Annotated in this window: 22 protein-coding genes; 9 read left to right on the top strand and 13 right to left on the bottom strand. The window is 73.2% G+C overall.

The genetic code is table 11. From position 1 onward, the window contains the following. The first annotated feature begins 34 nt into the window (after positions 1 to 34). Positions 35 to 925, top strand: a complete 891-nt coding sequence (locus HEQ75_RS14320; protein WP_168031686.1) for a helix-turn-helix transcriptional regulator — start codon at positions 35 to 37, stop codon at positions 923 to 925. Here HEQ75_RS14320 and HEQ75_RS14315 read toward each other — a convergent pair. Then, positions 915 to 2,114 (bottom strand): MFS transporter, encoded by a 1,200-nt coding sequence (locus HEQ75_RS14315; RefSeq protein ID WP_168031684.1) that lies wholly within the window; start codon positions 2,112 to 2,114, stop codon positions 915 to 917. The two genes, HEQ75_RS14320 and HEQ75_RS14315, sit on opposite strands and share 11 nt — an antisense overlap. 356 nt (positions 2,115 to 2,470) lie before the next feature. On the opposite strand from HEQ75_RS14315, the gene HEQ75_RS14310 reads away from it, so the two are divergent. After that, positions 2,471 to 3,448 carry a YeiH family protein gene (locus HEQ75_RS14310; protein ID WP_209318552.1) on the top strand — a complete coding sequence of 326 codons (978 nt, stop codon included), beginning with the start codon at positions 2,471 to 2,473 and terminating at the stop codon, positions 3,446 to 3,448. A 44-nt stretch (positions 3,449 to 3,492) separates the two neighbouring features. Here HEQ75_RS14310 and HEQ75_RS14305 read toward each other — a convergent pair whose 3' ends face one another. Genes HEQ75_RS14305 through HEQ75_RS14275 form a run of 7 tightly spaced genes read right to left on the bottom strand, consistent with a single transcriptional unit; the run spans position 3,493 to position 9,380 of the window. Then, positions 3,493 to 4,482, bottom strand: a complete 990-nt coding sequence (locus HEQ75_RS14305) for an ABC transporter substrate-binding protein (protein ID WP_168031680.1) — start codon at positions 4,480 to 4,482, stop codon at positions 3,493 to 3,495. Between the two features lie 7 nt (positions 4,483 to 4,489). After that, positions 4,490 to 5,479, bottom strand: a complete 990-nt coding sequence (locus HEQ75_RS14300) for a tripartite tricarboxylate transporter substrate-binding protein (protein WP_168031678.1) — start codon at positions 5,477 to 5,479, stop codon at positions 4,490 to 4,492. Positions 5,480 to 5,515: 36 nt separating this feature from the next. Beyond that, positions 5,516 to 6,262, bottom strand: coding sequence for an SDR family NAD(P)-dependent oxidoreductase (locus HEQ75_RS14295; RefSeq protein WP_168031676.1), 747 nt, complete (start codon positions 6,260 to 6,262; stop codon positions 5,516 to 5,518). Continuing rightward, complete coding sequence (locus tag HEQ75_RS14290; protein ID WP_168031674.1) at positions 6,259 to 7,149, bottom strand: BKACE family enzyme; 891 nt, start codon at positions 7,147 to 7,149, stop codon at positions 6,259 to 6,261. Before HEQ75_RS14290 ends, HEQ75_RS14295 begins: the two co-directional genes overlap by 4 nt. A 4-nt stretch (positions 7,150 to 7,153) precedes the next feature. After that, positions 7,154 to 7,489 carry a YciI family protein gene (locus HEQ75_RS14285; RefSeq protein WP_168031671.1) on the bottom strand — a complete coding sequence of 112 codons (336 nt, stop codon included), beginning with the start codon at positions 7,487 to 7,489 and terminating at the stop codon, positions 7,154 to 7,156. Continuing rightward, positions 7,489 to 8,337, bottom strand: a complete 849-nt coding sequence (locus HEQ75_RS14280) for a dioxygenase family protein (protein WP_168031669.1) — start codon at positions 8,335 to 8,337, stop codon at positions 7,489 to 7,491. Before HEQ75_RS14280 ends, HEQ75_RS14285 begins: the two co-directional genes overlap by 1 nt. 17 nt (positions 8,338 to 8,354) lie before the next feature. Next, positions 8,355 to 9,380, bottom strand: a complete 1,026-nt coding sequence (locus tag HEQ75_RS14275; protein WP_168031667.1) for a quinone oxidoreductase family protein — start codon at positions 9,378 to 9,380, stop codon at positions 8,355 to 8,357. Positions 9,381 to 9,551: 171 nt separating this feature from the next. Between HEQ75_RS14275 and HEQ75_RS14270 the strand changes: the two genes are divergently transcribed. From HEQ75_RS14270 to HEQ75_RS14260, 3 genes are all read left to right on the top strand, one after another. Continuing rightward, a complete protein-coding gene (locus HEQ75_RS14270) occupies positions 9,552 to 10,631 on the top strand; it encodes a LacI family DNA-binding transcriptional regulator (RefSeq protein ID WP_168031665.1) in 1,080 nt (359 codons plus the stop codon). After that, entirely contained in the window at positions 10,622 to 11,467 is an 846-nt protein-coding gene (locus HEQ75_RS14265; RefSeq protein WP_168031663.1) for a metallophosphoesterase family protein, read from the top strand. Before HEQ75_RS14270 ends, HEQ75_RS14265 begins: the two co-directional genes overlap by 10 nt. 95 nt (positions 11,468 to 11,562) lie before the next feature. Further along, positions 11,563 to 11,862, top strand: coding sequence for a hypothetical protein (locus HEQ75_RS14260; RefSeq protein ID WP_168031661.1), 300 nt, complete (start codon positions 11,563 to 11,565; stop codon positions 11,860 to 11,862). Here HEQ75_RS14260 and ltnD read toward each other — a convergent pair whose 3' ends face one another. Together ltnD and HEQ75_RS14250 are read right to left on the bottom strand one after the other, a co-directional pair. Then, on the bottom strand, positions 11,863 to 12,753 hold the full coding sequence (gene ltnD / locus HEQ75_RS14255; RefSeq protein WP_168031659.1) for an L-threonate dehydrogenase: 891 nt from the start codon (positions 12,751 to 12,753) through the stop codon (positions 11,863 to 11,865). Positions 12,754 to 12,956: 203 nt separating this feature from the next. Continuing rightward, the gene (locus tag HEQ75_RS14250; protein WP_209318551.1) at positions 12,957 to 13,376 is read right to left on the bottom strand and encodes a MarR family winged helix-turn-helix transcriptional regulator; all 420 of its coding nucleotides are present in this window, start codon (positions 13,374 to 13,376) and stop codon (positions 12,957 to 12,959) included. A 71-nt stretch (positions 13,377 to 13,447) separates the two neighbouring features. Between HEQ75_RS14250 and HEQ75_RS14245 the strand changes: the two genes are divergently transcribed. The 4 genes from HEQ75_RS14245 (at position 13,448) to HEQ75_RS14230 (ending at position 18,054) form a co-directional block, all read left to right on the top strand. Continuing rightward, positions 13,448 to 14,482, top strand: a complete 1,035-nt coding sequence (locus HEQ75_RS14245; RefSeq protein WP_168031657.1) for a M29 family metallopeptidase — start codon at positions 13,448 to 13,450, stop codon at positions 14,480 to 14,482. Beyond that, entirely contained in the window at positions 14,479 to 15,195 is a 717-nt protein-coding gene (locus HEQ75_RS14240; RefSeq protein WP_168031655.1) for an alpha/beta fold hydrolase, read from the top strand. Before HEQ75_RS14245 ends, HEQ75_RS14240 begins: the two co-directional genes overlap by 4 nt. 2 nt (positions 15,196 to 15,197) lie before the next feature. Beyond that, complete coding sequence (locus HEQ75_RS14235; protein ID WP_168031653.1) at positions 15,198 to 16,466, top strand: acyl-CoA dehydrogenase family protein; 1,269 nt, start codon at positions 15,198 to 15,200, stop codon at positions 16,464 to 16,466. A gap of 145 nt (positions 16,467 to 16,611) precedes the next feature. Next, positions 16,612 to 18,054: an AMP-binding protein gene (locus HEQ75_RS14230; protein WP_168031651.1), complete on the top strand. Its 1,443-nt coding sequence runs from the start codon at positions 16,612 to 16,614 to the stop codon at positions 18,052 to 18,054. On the opposite strand, the gene HEQ75_RS14225 is transcribed toward HEQ75_RS14230, so the two are convergent. From HEQ75_RS14225 to HEQ75_RS14215, 3 genes are read right to left on the bottom strand one after another with little or no spacing between them, the layout of a single operon-like run. Beyond that, positions 18,021 to 19,520, bottom strand: a complete 1,500-nt coding sequence (locus tag HEQ75_RS14225; protein WP_168031649.1) for a tripartite tricarboxylate transporter permease — start codon at positions 19,518 to 19,520, stop codon at positions 18,021 to 18,023. The genes HEQ75_RS14230 and HEQ75_RS14225 overlap by 34 nt on opposite strands. Then, entirely contained in the window at positions 19,520 to 20,011 is a 492-nt protein-coding gene (locus HEQ75_RS14220; protein WP_168031647.1) for a tripartite tricarboxylate transporter TctB family protein, read from the bottom strand. The genes HEQ75_RS14225 and HEQ75_RS14220 overlap by 1 nt, the downstream gene beginning before the upstream one ends. Beyond that, positions 20,011 to 20,979 (bottom strand): Bug family tripartite tricarboxylate transporter substrate binding protein, encoded by a 969-nt coding sequence (locus HEQ75_RS14215; RefSeq protein WP_168031645.1) that lies wholly within the window; start codon positions 20,977 to 20,979, stop codon positions 20,011 to 20,013. Before HEQ75_RS14215 ends, HEQ75_RS14220 begins: the two co-directional genes overlap by 1 nt. Between the last annotated feature and the right edge of the window lie 38 nt (positions 20,980 to 21,017).

Genomic DNA, 21,017 nt, shown 5'->3' with positions numbered 1-21,017 from the left:
GCTGCCGCCATCATCTGCCGAAGGGTGCCGTTGTTTGCCTTATCTGCCGGAGGTGCTGACGCTGAAGGAGGCCGCAGCCTGGCTGCGCCTCTCCGAACGGGCGCTGTACGACCTGGCGCGCGGCCGCCGGCTGCCGGCGGCGCAGCTGGGCGGCAAGTGGCTGTTCCCGCGCCGGGCGCTGGATCGCTGGCTCGCGGCGCAGGCCGAGGCCGGGCAGGACGCGCTGCGGCCCGACCCGCCGCCGATCCTGGCCGGCAGCCACGACCCGCTGCTGGACTGGGCGGTGCGGCAATCCGGCTGCGGCCTGGCGCTGGCCGCTGGCGGCAGCCAGGACGGGCTGGCGGCACTCGCCGCCGGCCAGGCCCTGGCGGCGGCGACCCATCTGCTGGACGCCGATACCGGCGCCTTCAACGAACCCGCGGTGCGGGAGGCGCTTTCGGGCCGCGGCGTGGTGGGGCTGGTCTGGGCCTGGCGCGAGCAGGGGCTTCTGGTGCCGCCGGGCAATCCGCTGGGCATCGCCGCAATCGGCGACCTGGCGCGGCCGGGGCTGCGGGTGATCGGGCGGCAGCGCCGCGCCGGCAGCCATGTGCTGCTCATGCACCTGCTGGCCGAGGCCGGCCTGCGGCTGGAGGCGGTGGGCTTCCTGCCGGAGCCCGCCCTGGCGGAGGATGAGGTGGCCTCCGCGGTGGCGGAGCGCCGCGCCGATGCCGGCTTCGGCATCCGGGCGGAGGCGGCGACGCGCGCCCTGGACTTCGTGCCCCTGGTGCGGGAGCGGTTCGACCTGGTGATGCCGCGCCGGCACTATTTCGGCCCGCCGATGCAGGCGCTGTTCGGCTTCGCCCGCGGCCCCGCCTTCGCCGCCCGGGCGGCACGGATGGGCGGCTACGACATCGCCGCCACCGGGACGGTGGCCTTCAACCTGTAGGCTGTGGTGCTTCCCGCCGCAGCCAGGCCAGCGGCGCCAGGCCGAAGAGGGCCAGCAGCACCAGCCCGGCAACGGGGCCGCCAGTCGCGGCCAGGGCCGCGCCGAACAGCGCCGGGCCGAGGCAGGCACCGGCATAGACCATCATCATGGTGCCGGAGGTCGCCGCCGCCACGCGCCCGGGCGGCGCCAGCCGTGCCGTCTCCGCCAGGCAGATGCCGTTCCAGCCGAAGGCGGCGAAACCCAGCACCCCGGCCACCAGCAGCGCCAGCCAGGAAGGCGTCCCCGGCCCCAGCCCCATCCCGGCCAGGCAGGCCGCCGCCATCACCACGCCCAGCGCGCCCAGCACCAGGGGCGGCGCCACCCGGTCCGCCACCCAGCCCAGCACCAGCCGCGCCGCGACGGAGACCGCGAGCCCCACCGTCAGCACCAGCCCGGCGCCGGCGAGGCTCCAGCCGGCAACGCTCACCAGCAGCGTCGGCACGAAGGCGGAATAGGTGAACTGCACGCAGGCGAAGCTCAGCGCCGTGGCGCCCAGCCGCAGCGCCGGCCCGCCCTCCCGCAGCACGGCGAAGGGCAGCCACAGCGGCTGCGCCGGCCCACCCGGTTGCAGGAACCCCGCATCCAGCTTCCGGCGCCAGGGCGCGATGGCCAGCATCGCCGCCAGCAGCACGCCGCCGAGCAGCGCCAGCGCCGCCTGCCAGCCGAGGCCCGCGGCCAGCGCCGGCAGCAGCAGCCCGGCGGTGGCGCCGCCCAGCGGCACGGCGATCTGCTTGATGGAGAAGACCCGGTTGCGCAGATGCGGCGGTGAAAGCCGGGCCAGCAGGGCCGAACTCGCCGGGTTGGCCGGGCCATAGGCCAGCCCGATCAGCAGCGCGCTGGCCGCCAGCGCCGCCACATGGCCGAGCGCCAGGGCAAGGAGGCCGAGCCCGGCCAGCAGCAGCATCGCCTGGTGCAGCCGCACCGGCCCCAGCCCGGCGACGAGTTGCGGCGTCACCAGGGTGGCAGCGGCGCTGGCGACGAACAGCGCCGCCGCATACCAGCCGACCGCCGCCTTCGGCAGGCCCAGCGCCGGCAGCACCAGCGCCGCCGTCACCGACAGCGCCAGCGAGGCGAGCACCACCAGCGCCTGCGCGCCCAGCGTCACCCCCACGGCGGCAGGCAGCAAGGCGGGGGCGGGGGCAGGCGTCATGTCCGGGCGATCCTCGCGGTCTGGCAGGCCCTGCATGGCGCCGCTTCAGGCGGGAGGCAATCCGCCCCAGGGCGCGGCGGAATCCTGCCACGCGCCACCCGAATCCGAGAATGAAGCGGCTGGTTCCGCCGCCATCGCTCCCAAAACCTTCCCCGCCCGGGGCTGGCCGCGCCGGGGCGTCGGTCCTATACCGCCCGGCAAGCCGGCGCCTGCCGGACCGACGGAACCGCCCGGCCAGACCGGTGCCAGGCCGCCATCCCCCAACGACAAGGACCCCGGCGACGTCCGGGCTGGAGTGCAGCATGGAGGGCGTTTCTTCGCGCGGGCCGGGCGGCGCCCCGGGCCCGCTGACGCGCTTGCGTCGTCTGCTGCCGGGGCTGGGCCTCTGCCTGCTGCTGGCGCTGGCATCCGTGCTGCTGCGCCGCGCCTCCGGCATCGCCGCGCTGAACCCGGTGGTGATTGCGCTGCTGGCCGGGCTGGCGCTGCGCGCGGGGCTGGGTCGCCGCGCCCCGCTGGACCCCGGCATCGCCTTCGCCATCCGCCCGATGCTGCGTTTCGCCATCGTGCTGCTCGGCCTGCAGGTGACGCTGACGGAGGTGCTGGCCCTGGGCCCGGGTGCCCTGGCCCTGGCGGTGGCCGTGGTGGCGGTGACGGTGCCGGCCGCCGCCTGGCTGGGCGCGCGGATGGGGGTGCCGCAGCCCTTGGCGCTGCTGCTGGGCATGGGCACCGGCATCTGCGGCGCCTCCGCCATCGTCGCCGCCAACCAGGTGGTACGGGCGAAGGACGAGGACGTGACCTATGCCCTGGCCGTCATCACCCTGTGCGGCACGCTGGGGCTGGTGCTGCTGCCGCTGCTGGCGGCGCCGCTCGGCCTTGATGCGCAGTCCTACGGGCTGTGGGCCGGTGCCTCGTTGCACGAGGTGGTGCAAGCGGTGGGCGCCGCCGCGGCCGGCGGGCCGGAAGCCGCGCAATCCGGCACGGTGATGAAGCTGGCGCGGGTGATGCTGCTGGCGCCGGCGATCATGGCGCTGGGCTGGTGGGTGGCGCGCCAGGGCGCCGCGGGTGGCACGGCGAAGGTGCAGGTGCCGTGGTTCGCGCTGGGCTTCCTGGGGCTGGTGCTGCTGGGTTCCACCGGGCTGGTGCCGGCGGTGGCGACCGAGGCCTCCCGCCTGCTGGTGCCGCTGCTGATGGCCGCCAGTGTCGCGGCGCTCGGCCTGGCGACCGACCTGCGGGCGCTGGGGAGGCGCGGCCTCAGGCCGCTCGGGCTGGGCGTGCTGCTTAGCCTGCTGATCGCCGGCCTGGCGCTGGCCGGCGTGCTGCTGCTGGGGCTGTAGCGGCCGCCAGGCCGGCTTCAGCCCGCTCGGCGGCAGGGGCGGTCTCAGCCCAGCGCGGCGGCGCGGATCGAGGGGTCGCTGTAGCGCGCGATGTCGGTCAGTTCCCGCTGCGGCTCGGCGTATTTGCTGCGCAGGCGCAGCACCGTCCGCAGCCCGGCCTCGTCGATCCGCAGGTCGCGGAAGATGCCGCGCTCCGCATCCAGCAGCGCGGTGGCGGCACGCGCCGCGACCGGCGGCGGCATGTTGGCGCGTGCGGTGAGGATCGCCGCCGCCGCCGCCCGGTTGGCGTCCAGCCACACCAGGCTGTCGCGGAAGCCGCGGGTGAAGCCGACCAGGGCTTCGCGCTTCGCCGCCAGCGTGCCGCGCCGGGCGGCGGCGACGATGCCCTGGTAGGCGCCCACCGCGTCGCGCCCGCGTGCGAGCCGCCGGAAGCCCCGCGCCTCCGCCGCGAGGTCGAGCGGCGTGTTCAGCAGGGTGGCCGCCTGCCTGCCTTCCAGCAGCGCCGCCAGCCGCTGCGCGCCGCCGCCCACCGCGACCCATTCCACCTGCCCGGCCAGGCCGGCCTGGCCCAGCACTTCCCGCAGCACGAAGGCGAAGCCGGTGGTCATCGCGTCCACCGACACCGCCCGGCCGCGCAGCGCCGCCAGATCCGCCACATCGGCCGCCGCCATGACGGAGAGCATGCCGTCATCGACGCCGAAAAAGGCGGCGAAGTCGGATGGCCCCGGCAGCCGCGCCTCGCCCTGCCCCTCATTGTAGGCGACGATGTTGTCCACCGAGGTCAGTGCCAGGTCGTACCTGCCCGCATAGAGGTCGGTGGCCATGGCGCGGGAATTGGGGGTCAACTCCAGCGCCACCTCTACCCCGTGCCGGGCGAAATGCCCCTGGGCCTGGCCGGCCCAGATGACGAGGTTGGAGGCGCCGGCGAAGGCCACGACGTTCAGCCTCGTGGCGCCCTGCGCCAGGGCGCCGCCGGCACCCCAGGCGGCAACGGTGGCGGCGGCCATGGCGGCCCTCCGGGTCAGGTGGGTCATGGCCGGGTCAATCCGCGAACTGGCCGGCGGCCTGCAGCACCGGGCGCCAGCGCTCGATCTCGGCGGCCAGGTGGGCGCGGTGCACCTCGCCATTCTGGCGGGCGACGGGCTCCGGCGGGCTGCCCAGGCCGGTCATGCGTTCCACCACACGGGCATCGGCCAGGGCGAAGCGCAGCGCGGCGTTCAGCCTGTCCTGCACCGGCTTCGGCGTGCCGGCCGGGGCATAGAGGCCGTGCCAGATGGCGATCTCGAAGCCCGGCAGGGACTGGCTGGCGGTGGGCACGCCGGGGATGGCCGGCAGCGGCTGCGGCGTGGTGACGGCCATCGCCTTGATCTGGCGCGCCTGGATGAAGGGAATCGCGCTGGTCGTCTGGTCGCAGTAGATATCCAGCCGGTTGCCCATCAGCTCCGGATAGATCGGCCCGGACCCGGCGAAGGACACGGTGGTGAAGCGGGTGCCGAGGCTGGCCTGCAGCAGCGTGCCGCAAAGCTGGCTGGCGGAGCCGAGGCCGGCATTGCCCAGGTTGATGCGCTCCCCGCTTTCGCGGATGCGGGCCAGCATGGCGGGGAAATCCGCCACCGGGAAGTCCGGGCGGGTCAGCCAGACCATCGGCGTGGCGGTCACCAGGCCCAGCATCTCGAAGGAGGTCAGCGGGTTGTAGGGCAGGCGGCGGTACAGCGTCGGCGCGGTGGCCATGCCGATGTTGTGCAGCAGGATGGTGTTGCCGTCCGGCCGCGCCTGGGCGACGCGGTTGACACCGATGGTGCCGCCGGCGCCGCCGACATTCTGCGCCACCACGGAAACGCTGAGGTCGCGGCTCATCGCCTCCGCCAGCATGCGGCCCACCGCATCGGTCGGGCCGCCGGGGGCGAAGGGGATCACCAGGGTGATGCTCTGGCTGGGCCAGCTGGCCTGGGCATGGGCGGTGCCGGCGAGCAGCGCCGGCGCGGCGAGCGCCGCGCCGAGCAGGCGGCGGCGGGTGGTCTGGATGGTCATTGTTCTTGGTCCTCCCTCAATCGATTGCAGAGCGCGCTAACGTCCCCCGCCGATATCCACCAGCGCCCCGGTCATGTAGGCGGCGCCGGGCGAGAGCAGGAAGGCGACCAGGCTGGCCACCTCCTCCGGCTCGCCGGGCCGCCCCAGGGCGATGGCGGCGGTCATGGTCTTCAGCCGGTCCGCCCCGGCGCGGGCCTCATGGCTTTCGGTGCGGATCACGCCTGGCCGCACGCAGCAGACGCGGATGCCGAGCTTTCCCACCTCATTGGCCAGGCCGGCGGTGAAGCCGTCCACGGCGCCCTTGGCCGCGGCATACATCACCCGCCCCGGCTGACCGCCGAGGACCGAGGCGCGCGAGCCGATATTCACGATGACGCCGCCCGCCCCGCCGCGATCGGTGGCCATGCGCTGCACGGCGGCCGAGGAACAGAAGACGGTGGTGCGCAGATTGCCGTCCATCATGCGGTCGTAGTCGGCGGCGGTGATGTCGGCGATCTTCGCCTCCGCGCTGCCGCCGGCATTGTTCACCAGGCCCTTCACCGGTCCGATGGCGTCCGCCGCGGCGAACAGCGCGGCGATGCCGGCCTCGGACTGCACATCCGCCTGCACCGCCTGCGCGCGTCCCCCGGCGCCGGTGATGGCGGCGACGGTGGCCTCGGCCGAGGCTGCGTCGCGCGCAAAATTCACGACGACGTTCCAGCCATCCGCCGCGGCCGCCTTGGCGATGGCCGCGCCGATGCCGCGGCCGGCGCCGGTGACGACCAGGACGCCGCGGTCGGTCATCGGCTCCATCCGCCGACCTGCGACAGCTCCGCGCGCGCTTCCGCCGCCGTCATCGGCTCGGCGCCCAGCTCGCGCAGGATGCGGACGGCGCGTTCGACGAGGACGGTGTTGCTGACCGCGAGCTCGCCCTTGTTGAGGTAGATGTTGTCCTCGAGGCCGACGCGCACATGGCCGCCCAGCAGCCAGGCCTGCGCCAGCATCGGGAATTCCATGCGGCCGATGGCGAAGGCCGCCCAGGGGCTGCCGGCCGGCAGGATGGACTTCGCGTAGTGCAGCGTCGCCGGGTCCCAGTCGAAGCCCCAGCGGATGCCCATGCAGACCTGGAACAGGCAGGGGCCCTTCAGCACGCCATCCGCCATCAGCTTCTTCGCCAGGCCGATATCGCCGGAATCGAAGACCTCTAGCTCCGGGATGGTGCCGACGGAATAGATCAGCTCCGCCATCCTGGTCACCGACCAGGGCGCGTTGATCACGACGGCGCTGCCGGACCACATGGTGTTCAGGTCGAGCGTCGCGATCTCCGGCTTCAGCTCCACGATATGCGCCACGCGCTGGTCCGGCGGCAGCAGGGTGCTGCCGGCGGCGGCCTCGCGCGGGTTGTCCAGCGAGGGGACGAAGCGCCCGCCCGGGCCGGTGGTCAGGTTGATCACCACATCGGTGCCGGAGGCGCGGATGCGGTCCATCACCTCCCGGTACAGGTCGATGGACATGGAGGGCCTGCCCGTCGCAGGGTCCCGCACATGGATGTGCGCCACGGCGGCGCCGGCCTTCGCGGCCTCGATCGCCGCATCGGCGATCTGCGCCGGCGTGATCGGCAGATGCGGCGTCTGTTCCGGCGTGGTGATGTTGCCGGTGACGGCGCAGGTCAGGATGTATTTGCGGCGCATGCGCTTAATCCTTGGCCGGGCCGGGGGCCGGTTCTTGTACCGGAGCCCCGAAGGCCGGCCTGCCGCGGGTGATGTCGAGGAAGCGGGTGACGAGCACGCGCTCGAACAGCCCGTTGGCGGCGAAGGGATCGGCGGCGGAGAAGGCTTCCGCCGCCGCGCGGTCCGGCACGTCGACGATGAAGACGGAGCCGATCTTCGTCTCCCCGTCGTCGGAGACCATCGGGCCGGCCAGCTTGATGTCGACGGGGCTGGCGCGGAGATAGGCGCGGTGCGCCTCGTAATGCGCGTCGCGGATGGCGTCGCCGTCGGCGACCTGGGTGCAGTGGATCAGGAACAGCATCAGGCGGCGTCCTCCCTGGGGATGCGGAAATCGTAAGTGAGCGTCGCCGGCTTGCCTTCCGCCTTGGGCGCGTCCCAGTCGGTCACCAGGCTGGCCTTCACGCCGAACACCGCATCGTCGTGCAGGTAGGGGTCGCCATCCCTGAAGATGTGGGTGATCAGGTCCCGGTAGCCGGGCTTCTTGATCCAGAAATGCACATGCGTCGGCCGCATCGGCCCGCGCCCCATGGCGGACAGCAGGCGGCCCACCGGCCCGTCATGCGGCACCGGGTAGCTGGCCGGCATCACGGTGGGGAAGGCCACCAGCCCGTCCGGCCCGGAGAGGAAGCGGCCGCGCATGTTGTGCGCATCGCCCAGCTGGCTGTCGTAGAAGCCATCCGGCGAGGTGTGCCAGACATCCACCTGCGCGCCTTCCAGCGGCGCGCCGTCCTCGTCCAGGATGCGCACCGCCACGTCCAGGCGCTCGCCCTCCACGCCGGGGGACATGTTCTGGCCGTTCTGCATCACCGGGGGATTCTCCCGGTGGAAAGGGCCGAGCACGGTGGTCTCGCTGACGCTGGCATGGGTGCGGTGGGCGATGGCGTCCACCAGCATGGAGACGCCAAGGATGTCCGACAGCAGGATCACCTCCTGCCGCTTGTCGTCGCACCAGCGGCCGAGTTCGGTCAGGAAGCCGACGCCCTCTTCCCATTCCTCCGGCGTCAGCTCCACCTCGCGGACGAAGTCGTGCACGTGGTTGACCAGGGCGGTCATGACCTGGCGCATGCGCGGGCTGGCATCCGGCGCGATGCGGGCCAGCACGGCGCCGGTCAGGTTCTCGCTGGTATAGGTGATGTGGCCTTCGGGCATGGTCGGGGTTCCCTCTCCTAGTCGCCCATGGTGAGCACGACACGGCCGCGCGTGCCACGGGCCACCGCGTCATAGGCCGCCGCCCCCTGGGCCAGCGGATGCGCCTCGGCGATGGCGGGCGGCGGGAAGGCGCCGGATTCGAAGCCCGGGCGCAGCGTTTCCATCATCGGCGCGCAGGCGCTGGCGCTGCGCTTCAGGCTGTCCACGCCCAGCAGCCGGCATTCGCGGCGGTAGAAGGGGATCAGCTCGAACTTGAGCTGCTCGCCCGGCGTGCCGGCGATGACCACCAGCCGGCCGCCGAAGCCCAGGGCCGCCAGCGCGGCTTCCGTCAGGGGCGGCTTGCCGACGCAGTCATAGACCACGTCGATGCCGCGCCCGCCGGTGGCGTCGGCGATCTGCCCGGCGAGGTCCGGCGCGGCGAGGTCCAGGAACGCCGCCGTGGCGGCGCGCGCGGCGCTGTCCGCCGGGGCCTGGCCGCGGCAGGCGGCGATCACCCGGGCGCCCCGCGCCGCGCCGATGCCGCAGGCGGCGCCGCCGACGCCGCCGGTGGCGCCCAGCACCAGCAGCGTCTCCCCGGCCTTGAGCGCGGCGTAGTCCAGGCCGATCAGCGCGGTGACGTAGTTCACCCCCACCGCGCCGGCCTGGGCGAAGCTGAGGTTGGCGGGTTTGCGCGCCAGGGCGGCGATCGGCAGGCGCAGGTATTCGGCGTGGCTGCCATCGCGGGTGAAGCCGATATCGCCGCCGGTGCCCCAGACCTCCACGCCCAGCCATTCGGCCGGACCGGCCACCACCATGCCGGCGAAATCCCGGCCCGGGGTGCGCGGCGGCACGGTCTGGCGCATCCGCCCGGCCAGGTTCTTCACGTCCGATGGATTGACCGAGGCGGCGCGCACGGCGACCAGCGCCTCCTCCGCCGCCAGGGGCGGCAGGGGCAGGGTTTCGCAGCGCAGCTGGTCCGGCCCGCCGAAGGCGGCGAAGCGAAGTGCCGAGGCCTGGCCGGGCAGGGCCGAAAGCGACCCGGCTTGGGATGGCGCATCATGCATTGCGGGCGATTTCCTCCGATGCCGGAAGGGGTAGGGGATGGCGCCGGGTGCGGTCAAGGGAAATGTGCAATCGATTGCAGAAAGCAAAACCACCCCGCCCGGGCGTCGCCGCCGCGCTGCCGGCGCATCGCCGGGCGCGCCGGCGGCGCGCTTGCGCTATAGCCGGCGGGCATGTCTTCCTCCGACTCGATCCCAGGGCTCCCGCCCGGCCCGGCGCCGCGCGCCACCATCGCCGATGTGGCGCGGGAGGCCGGGGTACACGCCTCCACCGTCTCCCGCGCCCTGAACCCCGCCACCCGGGGCATGGTGACGGAGGGCGTGGCGCAGCGCGTGGCGGAAGCGGCGGAACGGCTTGGCTGGCGCCCCTCCGCCCTGGCCGCCGGGCTGCGCACGCGGAAATCCCGCACCATCGGCATCCTGGTGCCGGACCTGGTGAACCCGATCTTCCCGCCCATCCTGCATGCGGTGGAAACCCTGCTGGCCGGGCAGGGCTACGCCACGCTGATGGCCAACACCGCCAATGACCCGGCGCGGGAGGCGCTGCTGATCGAGCGCATGGCGACGCATCTGGTGGATGGGCTGATGCTGGCCTCGGCCGCGGCCGGCACCGGGGCGCTGGACCTCTGCGCCCGCTTTGGCATCCCCGCCGTGCTGATCAACCGCCGCATGCCGGCCGGCTGCGGCGCCACCTCCGCCGTCACCAATGACGACCATGGCGGGATCGGCCTGGCGGTGGCGCATCTGTTGGCGCTCGGCCATCGTCGCATCGCGCATCTGGCGGGGCCGGAGGGCATCTCCACCGCCATGGACCGGCTTTCCGGCTTCCGCGATGCGCTGGCAGCGCAGGGGCTGGACCCCGACGCGGCGCCGATCCTGCACGCCGGTGCCTACACCGCCGCCGCCGGCCAGGCGGCAATGGCGGCGCTGCTGGCCGGGCCGCGCTTCACCGCGGTGGCGGTGGCCAACGACATGCTGTGCCTCGGCACCTATGACGCGCTGGCCGCCGCCGGGCTGCGCGTGGCGGCGGATGTCTCCGTCACCGGCTTCAACGACATGCCCTTCGTCGACCGCATCTGCCCGGCCCTGACCACGGTGCGCATCCAGCACGCCGCCATGGGCCGCCAGGCGGCGGAGATCCTGCTGGCCGAGATGGCCGACCCCGCCCTGCCGCGCCGCGACATCCGGCTGGTGCCGGAACTGGTGTGCCGTGCCTCCACCGCCCCCCCGAACCCGGACGCCCCATGCCCCTGATCGTCGCGCAGATCTCCGACGCCCATCTCGGCCCGCGCACCACCGTCTTCCAGGCCAACCTGGCGCGCATCGCCGCGGTGCTGGACGCGGCGCCGCCGGATGCGCTGGTGGCCAGCGGCGACCTGTCGCTGGACGGTGCCGGCCGCGACGCGGATCTGGCCTTCGCGGCGCAGGCGCTGCGCGGCCTGGCCGGCGCGGCGCCGCTGCTGGCCATCCCGGGCAACCACGACATCGGCAGCGATGCCCGCAGCATGCCGGACCAGCCGGTGGATGCGGCGCGGCTGGCGCGCTGGGACGCGCTGCTGGGCGCCGACCGCTTCGCCCACGACCTGGACGGGCCGGGCGGCGAGGCGTGGCGGCTGCTGGGCCTGAACACCGAGATCATGGGCACCGGCTTGGCGCGGGAGGCGGAGCAGGCGGCCTGGATCGGCCAGGCGCTGGCGGGGCTGGGGCGGCGACGCCTGGCGCTGTTCCTGCACAAGCCGGTCTTCATCCACGCGCCGGACGACCCCTTCGACTACTGGTCCGTCCCGCCGGAGGCGCGCGGCGCGCTGGCGCCGGTGCTGGACCACCCGGCGCTGCGCCTGGTCGCATCCGGCCACCTGCACCTGAACCGCCTGACCCGGCGGGGGGAGGCGAGCTATGCCTGGGCCGCCCCGGCCTCTTTCATCTGCGAGCCGGAGCTCCAGCCCGGCCTGCCCGGGGACCGCGTGACAGGCTTCCTGCGCCACACGCTGCACGCCGACCATGTGGAGACGGAACTGGTCTGCCCCGCCGGGCTGCGCGCGCCCTTCCTGGAGGAGGTGCGGGCGGAGACCTATCCAAGGCGTCGATGACGCGTGTAGAACCGCGGCTTGAGCACAACCTTCGGTTGGTTTTCTGCGAATCCAAGGAACGCTAGGTTCAACAAACTATACCTGACGGGTCGTCCATGTCGCAGGCCGATGTGTTACCAGGGCAGGCCGAACCCCCGGCCCGCCCTGGCCGTGGCGAGGGGACAAGGAACAGGGCCAACCCTGCTAAACCGAAGGGCGAGCCGGCCGAGGGCGGTTCCGAGTTCCTGGGCCTGCATGATCCCTGGGCCGATGCCCCGGCGGGCACCGAGCCCGCGCCCCGCCCCCCGGCCGGCCCGCTGGTCACCCGGGAGAAGGCCGGGGAGCTGGTGCGGGCCGGCGGGGCGCTGGCGGCGCTGTTCATCCTGATCGCGGTGGTGATCACCGCGCTGGGCTGATCATTTCCCCGGCAGCGGGATGCCGGTCAGGGCCTGCCAGACACGGATGACGAAGCCATCATCGGCGCGGCCATGGCCCATGGCGCTGGCGGCGGTGAACAATTGCTGCGCCTGGCTGGCCAGCGGCACCGGGTGGTTCAGCCCGCGCGCCATCTCCGCCACCAGGCCCAGATCCTTGACGAAGATGTCGACCGCCGAGCGCGGGGCATCGTCGCCCTCCAGCACCCGGGCCATGCGGTTCTCGAACATCCAGGAATTGCCGGCAGCGCTCGTCACCACCGCATAGAGCTGGCGCGGATCGGCGCCGGCGCGGATGCCCAGCGCCATCGCCTCCGCCGCCACGGCGATGTGCACCCCGGCCAGAAGCTGGTGCACCACCTTCACCGTGGCGCCGGCGCCCACCGCCTCCCCCAGCTCCCACACCTTGGTGGCGATGGCGTCGAGCACCGGGCGGGCCTTGGCGAAGGCGGCGGCGCTGCCGGCCGCCATCACCGTCATTGCGCCTTCCGCCGCCTTGGCGGCGCCGCCGGAGACGGGGGCATCCAGGTACAGCAGGCCCATCGCCTCCGCCCGCGCCGCCAGGCGCCGGGCATCGTCCGGGCCCATGGTGGCGGAGGCGATGATGACGGCGCCGGGTGCCAGCCGGGGCGCGCAGCCGGCGGGGCCGAACAGCGCCGCCTCCGTCTGCGCCGCGTTCACCACCAGCAGCAGCACCGCCTCCACCCCCTGCGGCAGCGCATCGGCCGCGCCGACGGCCTGGCCACCGGCCTCGATGAAGGCCTCCCGCGCAGCGGCCGCGAAATCGCAGCCCACCGTGTCCAGCCCGGCCCGCAGGCAGGACCGCGCCGCCCCCATGCCCATGGCCCCGAGGCCGATCACCGCAACCTGCATCCCGCGCATCCTTCGTTCCGTCGCCCGCAGGCTGGCCGCGCCGGCGCCGTGGCGCAAGCCGATCACCCCGGCGCGGGCGGGCGCGCGATCAGCCGAACACCAGCACCAGGATCTGCACCAGGGCGGAGACGACCAGCAGGATCAGCACGATGCGGGAAAGCTGGGAGGGCGGCGGCATTGCCGGCAGATGGGGCCTTCCTCGCTCAGCCGGAAGGGGGGATCAGCGCCCGCAGCAGCGCCTTCAGCGCCGGCGCGCCTTCCGCATGGCGGGCCAGCAGCGCCGCCTCATGCGCCCGCGCTTCCGCCACCAGCCGCGCGGCCAGGGCGGCGCCTTCCGGCGTCAGCGCGATGCGCACGGCGCGGCCCTGCCTTTCCCGCCGCACCAGCCCCTCCGCCGCCATGCGGTCCAGCAGCTTGGACATGGTGGGCTGCTGCATCAGGCAGAGCCGTGACAGCTCCCCCACCTGGCGCGGCTGGCCGCTGAGGCTGGCCAGCACCCGCCACACCGGCACCGCCACGCCCAGCGCGCGCAGCCGCGCATGGAAGCCGGCCGAGGCGGCGTGGGAGGCCCGCGCCAGCAGGGCCAGCAGGTAGTCCTCGACGAAGGCGCCCGGTTCGGTCACGGCGCCAATATATGACTTTTCATATGATCGCGTCACCACTAGGCTTCCCGCACAGGCAAGGGGGTGGGCAGGTGCGCGACGACCGGATCGAGCCGCAATGGATCGACGCCTTCGCCGAGGTGCTGCGGCTCTGCGCGCTGCAGCCCGGGGAGGCCGTGTGCCTGCTTGCCGAAAGCCAGTCCCGCCGATTGAACATCGACCTGGCGGAGCTGGCGGCGCATCGCCTGGGCGGCCGCCCCTTCCGGCTGGAGGTGCCGACGCCCCCCGCCGGGCGCCTGCCCATGCGCTCCACCGGCGCCTCCCGCGCTTTGGCCGGGCACCCGGCGGTGCTGGCGGGGCTGGGCGCCAGCGGGCTGGTGGTGGACCTGACGCTGGAAGGGCTGCTGCACGCGCCGGAGCTGAAGGGCATCCTGGCCGCCGGCGCCCGCGTGCTGATGGTCAGCGACGAGCATCCGGAGGTGCTGGAACGCCTGGTGCCGCGGGCCGGCGATGCGGCGCCGGTGAAGGCCGCGGTGAAGCGCCTGCGCGCCGCGCAGACGATGCGGGTGACGAGCGCCGCCGGCACCGACCTGACGGTGGCGATCGCCGGCGCGGCGAGTGCCGGCGTCTGGGGCTTCACGGACCGGCCCGGCACGGTGGCGCATTGGCCGGGCGGGGTGGTGGTGGCCTTCCCGCGCGCCGGCACCGTGGCCGGCACGCTGGTGCTGGCGCCGGGCGACGCCAACCTGACCTTCAAGCGCTACATCGAATCCCCCGTGCGGCTGGTGCTGCGCGACGACCATGTGGTGGCGGTGGAAGGGGAGGGGCTGGATGCGCGGATGCTGCGCGAGCACCTGGCCGCCTGGGGCGAGCCCGCGGCCTATGCCGTCAGCCATGTCGGCTGGGGCATGAACCCCCGCGCGCGGCGCGAGGCACTGCTGTTCCACGATCGCCGCGATATCAACGGCACGGAGCTGCGCGCGGCGGCGGGCAATTTCCTGTTCTCCACCGGCGCCAATGAATTCGCCGGCCGCTTCACCGAGGGGCATTTCGACATCCCCGTCTTCGGCTGCACCATCGAACTGGATGGCGAGGCCGTGGTCCGCGAAGGAGTTCTGGTGGCATGAGCATCGTCCTGCTGCACGGCATCGGCGGGCCTTCCTGGGCCCAGTCTTCCGGCGAACTCCTGGTGCCCGGCGCGCTGGACTGGCCGATGCCCGGCTTCTGCGGCACCGCGCCGCTGCCGGAAATGACCTTCCCGGCGCTGACCGCGGCGCTGTGCGCCACGCTGGATGCGCGGGGGATCGATCGCGTGACGCTGGTCGGCCATTCCATGGGCGGCATGCTGGCGCAGGACTTCGTCGCGACGCATCCCGGGCGCGTGGCGAGGCTGGTGCTGTACGGCACCACCCCGGCCTTCGGGGGCCGCGACCCGTCCTTCGCCGAGCAGTTCCTGGCCGCGCGGCTCGGCCCGCTGGAAGGCCGCAGCATGGACGAGGCGGCGCCTGACCTGCTGGACGGGATGCTGCCGGCGACGGCGCCGCCGGAGGCGATGCCGCGCGCGCTGGCCGCCATGCGCGCCATTCCGGCCGACATCTACCGCGCCACGCTGCGCTGCCTGACCACCTTCGACCGCCGCGCCGCGCTGGCGGAGATCCGCGTGCCGACGCTGCTGATCGCCGGCGAGCGCGACCAGGCGGCGCCGCTGAAGACCATGCAGCGCATGGCGGCGATGATCCCCGGCGCGCAGCTGGCCGTGATCCCCGGCGCCGGCCATCTGATCCACCTGGAAGCGCCGGACGCCTTCCGCGCCGCGCTGCTGCCCTTCCTGGAGGCGTGAGCATGGATGCGCTGCCCGCTGGCCTCGTCGCCGATGCGCCGATCTTCGAGGCACGGGCCTTCCGGCTTTCGCCCTTCGAGGCGGCGCTCACCGCCCGCGCCCGCCATTTCGGACAGCGCGTGCTGGCGCCGCGCGCCGCGCGCTGGGACCGGGAGGCGAGCTTCCCGATCGACAACTACCGCGACATGCACGCCGAGGGCCTGCTGGGCATCTGCATCCCGGCGGAGGAGGGCGGGCTCGGGGCGGATTTCCGCGCCTATTGCCTGACCGCCGCCGAACTCGGCCGCTATTGCGGCGCGACGGCGCTGACCTGGAACATGCATGTGTGCAGCACGCTGTGGACCGGCGCGCTGACCGAAGACCTGGAGATGGATTCTTCGACGCGCGCGGAACACCGCCGCCGCCGCCGGCTGCACTACGACACGATTCTGAGCCAGGGAAAAATCTTCTCGCAGCCCTTCTCGGAAGGCGGCGCGGCGGCGGCGGGTGCGGTGGCCTTCGGCACCACGGCGGAGCGCGTGGAGGGCGGCTTTCGCATCAACGGCAGGAAGATCTTTGCGAGTCTCGCCGGCCATGCCGATACCTACGGCATCCTCTGCACGGAGATGCTGCCGGGCGAGAAGGCGTCGCGGAAGAACACGCTGTATCTCGGCGTGCCGGCGGATGCGCCGGGGGTTTCCGTGACGGGGGAGTGGGACCCGCTCGGCATGCGCGGCACCGTCTCCCGCACCCTGATCTTCGAGGATGTCTTCGTGGCGGAGGATGCGGCGCTGATGCCGCCCGGCCTGTACTTCCAGGCGGCGATGCGCTGGCCGCATATGTTCCTCACGCTGAGCCCCACCTATATGGGCCTGGCGCAGGCGGCCTATGATTTCTGCGTGCGCTACCTGCGCGGCGAACAGCCGGGCACGCCGCCGGTGCAGCGCCGCATGTACCCCACCAAGCAGATCGCCGTGGCGCAGATGCGCGTGATGCTGGAACAGACCAAGGCGCTGTGGTTCCAGGCGATCACGGAAGCCGGGCCGGATCCGACCCGGGAGCAGATGCTGCGCGCCCTGGCGGCGCAACACACGGTGATGGAGAATGCACAGGCCATCGCCAGCCTCGCCATCCGCACCTGCGGTGGCCAGGCCATGCTGAAATCCCTGCCGCTGGAACGCATCTTCCGCGACAGCCGCTGCGGCGCGCTGATGCTGCCCTGGACGGCGGAGCTCTGCATCGACCGCATCGGCCGCGACGCGCTGTACGAGAAGGGCGAGACGGACCAGTGATTCGTGGCGCACAAGGGCCCGGGCTGCGGCCCGAAGGGCCGAGCGCGCGAAGGCGCGCCGCGGCCAGTGCCGCGAAGCCAAGGGCCGCGGAGGCGGCCCGCCCGGCGTCTGAGGGGCACGAAGGTGAAGCCTTCGTGCGCGGGGTATGAGGCACTGGCTTGCCGCGCATCCGCCGGATCGCCCAGCGCTGCGCTTCGGCGAGGCGGCGCTGACCTACGGCGCCCTGCACGCGCAGGCCGCGGCGATGGCCGCGGCGCTGGCGGCACAGGGCGTGGCGCGGGGCGACCGCGTCGGCTTCCTCGGCCAGAACCACCCGGCGCAGATCGTCGCGCTGTTCGCCTGCGCCCGGCTCGGCGCAATGCTGCTGCCGCTCAATTGGCGCCTGGCGCCGCCGGAGTGGCGCTTCATCCTGGAGGATTCCGGCGCCAGGCTGCTTTTGGCAACGCCGGAGATGCTTTCCGCCGCGCAATCCGTGCATGAACGGGCGCTGGACGCGACCACCCTGGCCGCGCCGGGCGAGGCACCGGATGATGGCACGCCGGACGACCCGGTGCTGCTGGTCTATACCAGCGGCACCACCGGCCGGCCGAAAGGCGCGGTGCTGGACCAGCGCGCGCTGCACGCCAATGCGCGGAACGCCCTCGCCGGCTTCGGGATCACCGAGGCCGACCGCGTGCTGACGCTGCTGCCGCTGTTCCATGTCGGCGGCCTGAACATCCAGACCACGCCGGCGCTGCTGGCCGGCGCCGAGGTGGTGCTGCTGCCGCGCTTCGACCCGGACGGCTTCTTCGACGCCGTCGCCCAGCTCCGCCCGACGCTGACGCTGCTGGTGCCGGCCATCATGCAGGCGCTGGTCGCGCATCCGCGCTGGGCCGCCGCCGACCTGTCCGGCCTGCGCGCCATCGGTGCCGGCTCCTCCGACGTGCCGGTGCCGCTGATCGAAGCCTTCCACGCGCGCGGCATCCCGGTGCAGCAGGTCTATGGCGCGACGGAAACCTGCCCCATCGCCATCCTGCAAAGCCGGGCGGAGGCGCTCGCCGCCCCGGGCTCCATCGGCCATCCGGCGCGCCATGCCGAGGCCCGGCTGGTGGATGCCGAAGGCCGCCCCGCGACGCAGGGCGAGATCCAGATCCGCGGCCCCGCCACGCTGCGCCGCTACTGGCCGGACCGGCCGGCGCTGGATGCCGAGGGCTGGTTCGCCACCGGCGATGTGGGGCGCATCGACGCCGAGGGTCGCTGGTGGTTCAGCGACCGGCTCAAGCACGTCATCATCTCGGGCGGGGAGAACATCTACCCGGCGGAGCTGGAGCGCCTGCTGCGCGGCGCCCCCGGCATCATCGAAGGTGCCATCATCGGCCGCCCCGATCCGCGCTGGGGGGAGGTGCCGGTGGCCGTGGTGGTGCCGGCAGCGGACTTCGACGCGGCGCGGCTGCTGGCGCATTTCGAAGGCCAGGTCGCCCGCTTCAAGCTGCCCCGCGCCGTGCTCACCCTGCCCGCCCTGCCGCGCACCGCGCTTGGCAAGGTGGAGGTGGCGCGGCTGCGGGCGATGCTGGATCAGGCCGAGGCGCGGCGCGCCCACACCCCATAGAGCCGCGGCCCCGCCAGGGCGGCCAGCGCCAGCAGCAGGATCACCAGGCTGATCGGCCGCGTCACGAAGACGCTCCAGTCGCCCTGGCTGATGGTCAGCGCCTGGCGCATCGCATTCTCCGCCATCGGGCCGAGGATCATGCCGATCACCACCGGCGCCACGGGGAAGTCGAAGCGGCGCATGAACATGGCGATGATGCCGATGCCGTACAGCAGCACCAGATCCACCACGGAATTGCTGATGCCGTAGGTGCCGATGGTCGCGAAGACCAGGATGCCGGCATAGAGCTGCGGCTGCGGGATCTTCAGGATGCGCGCCCACAGCCCGACCAGCGGCAGGTTCAGCACCACCAGCATGACATTGGCGATGAACAGGCTGGCGATCAGCGTCCACACCAGGTCCGCCTGGGTGGTGAACAGCAGCGGCCCGGGCTGGATGCCGTAGGATTGGAAGGCGGAAAGCATGATGGCCGCGGTCGCGCTGGTCGGCAGGCCGAGCGTCAGCATCGGCACCAGCACGCCGGCGGCCGCCGCATTGTTCGCCGCCTCCGGCCCCGCCACGCCCTCGATCGCGCCGCTGGTGCCGAATTCCTCGGCATGCTCCGGCCGCACCAGCTTCCGCTCCATGTAGTAGCTCAGCATCGTCGGCATCTCGGTGCCGCCGGCCGGCAGCACGCCGAAGGGAAAGCCGAGCCCCGCGCCGCGCATCCAGGGCCAGAAGGACCGGCGCCAATCCTGCCGCGTCATCATGATGCTGCCCACCGGCCGCACCACCGCCGGCCCTTCCACATGGCGCCAGGCGAGGTACAGCGTCTCCCCCACCGCGAACAGCGCGACGGCGACCAGCACCACATTCACCCCGTCCAGCAATTCCGGCACGCCGAAGGTCAGGCGCGGCTGGCCGGTCTGCAGATCCACCCCCACCAGCCCCAGCAGCAGGCCGAAGCCCAGGCTGGTCAGCCCGCGCAGCGCGGAGCCGCCGAGCACGGCGGAGACGGTGACGAAGCACAGCACCATCAGCATGAAGTACTCGGCCGGGCCGAGTTGGAGTGCCAGCTCCACCACGATCGGCCCGAGGAAGGCGATGCCCAGCGTGCCCACCGTGCCGGCGACGAAGCTGCCGATGGCGGACGTGGCCAGTGCCGGCCCCGCCCGGCCGCTGCGGGCCATCTTCGCCCCTTCCAGCGCGGTGATGATGGACCCTGATTCGCCCGGCGTGTTCAGCAGGATGGAGGTGGTCGAGCCGCCATACATGGCGCCGTAGAAGACGCCGCAGAACAGGATGAAGGCGCCGGTGGCGGAGACCGAGAAGGTGATGGGCAGCAGCAGCGCGATGGTCAGCGCCGGGCCGATGCCGGGCAGCACGCCGATCGCCGTGCCGAGGAAGCAGCCGAGCAGCGCCCAGCCGAGGTTGGACAGGCTCAGCGCATGGCCGAACCCGAGCATCAGCCCGTCGATCGCATTCATCACCCGGGCTCTCCGAAGACCAGCGCCTCGACCACCCCGGCGCCGATGTTGACGCCAAGGCCCTTCACGAAAAGCCCATAGGCGGACAGCGCGACGATGAAGGCGATGACCAGGTTGCGCAGCAGGGCGCGCGACCCGAAGGCCGCCGCCACCAGCACGAATTGCGCGGACGCCGCGACGGTGAAGCCCAGCGGCACGATCAGCACGAGGTTGGCCAGCAGCCCGGCCAGCAGCAGCGCCAGCGCCCGCCGGTTCAGCGGCGGCGCCTCGGCCAGTTCCTCGATGTCCTGCGACCAGCCACCGCGCAGCGCGGTGGCGGTCAGCCCGACGCCGAGCGCCAGCAGCACCGCCGTCACCAGCCAGGGCACCAGCGTCGGCCCCACCTGCGCGTAGATCGGCGAAGGCGGGATCACATGGCTCTGCCAGGCGGCCATCAGGCCGAGCCCCAGCACGAAAAGCGCCGCGCCGAGGTCGGCCCTGGCCGTGCGCATCAGCTGGCGAGGCCGATGTCGCGCAGCACCTGCTCGGTATCCGCATGGTCGCGCTGCATGAACTGCGCGAAGGCGTCGCCCACCAGGAAGGCATCGTCCCAGCCGCGCGTGGTCACGATCTCGCGCCAGGCGGGGGTGGCATGCACGGCGGTGACATAGGCCACCAGCGCCTGGCGCTGGGCGGCGCTGATGCCCGGCGCGCCGAACAGGCCGCGCCAATTGCCCATGACGATGTCGATGCCGCTTTCCTTCAGCGTCGGCACGCCCTCCAGGCTGCGGGTCTCGCCGGTGGTGGCCAGCGCGCGCATGCGGCCGGCCTTCACCTGCTCGCTGAATTCCGAGACGCCGGAAATGCCGGCCTTCACCTGCGCGCCCAGGATCGCCGCCTGGGCCGGCCCGCCGCCGGCGAACGCCACGTAGCTGGCCTCCCGCGCATTGCGGCCAAGCTGCTTCAGCATCAGGCCGAGGATGATGTGGTCGATGCCGCCGGCGCTGCCGCCGGCCACCGAGGTGGCGCCCGGATTGGCCTTCAGCGCATTGGTGAAGTCCGCCAGGGTGCGCAGGTCGCTGCTGGCCGGCACCACGATGATGCCGGGCTCGGACGTCATGCGCGCGATCGGCACCACGTCGCGGATGCTGACGGGGGTGCGGTTGGTGATGCCGGCGCCGACCATCACCGCGCCGCCGACCAGCAGCGCATTGCCGCGCCCGCGGCGCTGGCTGATGAAGCGGGGCAGGCCGACCATGCCGCCGGCGCCGCCGACATTCTCGAACTGGAAGCTGCCGACCAGGCCGGCGGTGCGCGACGCCTGCTCGATGGCGCGGCCCAGCCCGTCCCAGCCGCCGCCGGGGCCGGCGGGGACGAAGATGAACATGCTGTCGAACAATTGCTGGGCCATCGCGCGGCGGGACAGGCCCATCGCGGCGAGGCCGGCGCTGGCGGCGATCAGGGTGCGGCGGCTTGTCATGTTTCCTCCAATGGGCGCGGATGAGGCGCCACCTTAAT

It is taken from the genome of Falsiroseomonas selenitidurans (genome assembly GCF_012103215.1).
Taxonomy (GTDB): domain Bacteria; phylum Pseudomonadota; class Alphaproteobacteria; order Acetobacterales; family Acetobacteraceae; genus Falsiroseomonas; species Falsiroseomonas selenitidurans.
Note: the sequence above shows the minus strand (reverse complement) of the source record. Positions and strands in the feature narration are given on the sequence as shown.

Bases quoted from the DNA above. Each gene is read 5' to 3' on its own strand.
- HEQ75_RS14315 (WP_168031684.1), bottom strand. From the start codon at position 2,114: ATGACGCCTGCCCCCGCCCCCGCCTTGCTGCCTGCCGCCGTGGGGGTG.
- HEQ75_RS14305 (WP_168031680.1), bottom strand. From the start codon at position 4,482: ATGACCCACCTGACCCGGAGGGCCGCCATGGCCGCCGCCACCGTTGCC.
- HEQ75_RS14300 (WP_168031678.1), bottom strand. From the start codon at position 5,479: ATGACCATCCAGACCACCCGCCGCCGCCTGCTCGGCGCGGCGCTCGCC.
- HEQ75_RS14295 (WP_168031676.1), bottom strand. From the start codon at position 6,262: ATGACCGACCGCGGCGTCCTGGTCGTCACCGGCGCCGGCCGCGGCATC.
- HEQ75_RS14290 (WP_168031674.1), bottom strand. From the start codon at position 7,149: ATGCGCCGCAAATACATCCTGACCTGCGCCGTCACCGGCAACATCACC.
- HEQ75_RS14285 (WP_168031671.1), bottom strand. From the start codon at position 7,489: ATGCTGTTCCTGATCCACTGCACCCAGGTCGCCGACGGCGACGCCATC.
- HEQ75_RS14280 (WP_168031669.1), bottom strand. From the start codon at position 8,337: ATGCCCGAAGGCCACATCACCTATACCAGCGAGAACCTGACCGGCGCC.
- HEQ75_RS14275 (WP_168031667.1), bottom strand. From the start codon at position 9,380: ATGCATGATGCGCCATCCCAAGCCGGGTCGCTTTCGGCCCTGCCCGGC.
- HEQ75_RS14270 (WP_168031665.1), top strand. From the start codon at position 9,552: ATGTCTTCCTCCGACTCGATCCCAGGGCTCCCGCCCGGCCCGGCGCCG.
- HEQ75_RS14265 (WP_168031663.1), top strand. From the start codon at position 10,622: ATGCCCCTGATCGTCGCGCAGATCTCCGACGCCCATCTCGGCCCGCGC.
- HEQ75_RS14260 (WP_168031661.1), top strand. From the start codon at position 11,563: ATGTCGCAGGCCGATGTGTTACCAGGGCAGGCCGAACCCCCGGCCCGC.
- ltnD (WP_168031659.1), bottom strand. From the start codon at position 12,753: ATGCAGGTTGCGGTGATCGGCCTCGGGGCCATGGGCATGGGGGCGGCG.
- HEQ75_RS14240 (WP_168031655.1), top strand. From the start codon at position 14,479: ATGAGCATCGTCCTGCTGCACGGCATCGGCGGGCCTTCCTGGGCCCAG.
- HEQ75_RS14235 (WP_168031653.1), top strand. From the start codon at position 15,198: ATGGATGCGCTGCCCGCTGGCCTCGTCGCCGATGCGCCGATCTTCGAG.
- HEQ75_RS14230 (WP_168031651.1), top strand. From the start codon at position 16,612: ATGAGGCACTGGCTTGCCGCGCATCCGCCGGATCGCCCAGCGCTGCGC.
- HEQ75_RS14225 (WP_168031649.1), bottom strand. From the start codon at position 19,520: ATGAATGCGATCGACGGGCTGATGCTCGGGTTCGGCCATGCGCTGAGC.
- HEQ75_RS14220 (WP_168031647.1), bottom strand. From the start codon at position 20,011: ATGCGCACGGCCAGGGCCGACCTCGGCGCGGCGCTTTTCGTGCTGGGG.
- HEQ75_RS14215 (WP_168031645.1), bottom strand. From the start codon at position 20,979: ATGACAAGCCGCCGCACCCTGATCGCCGCCAGCGCCGGCCTCGCCGCG.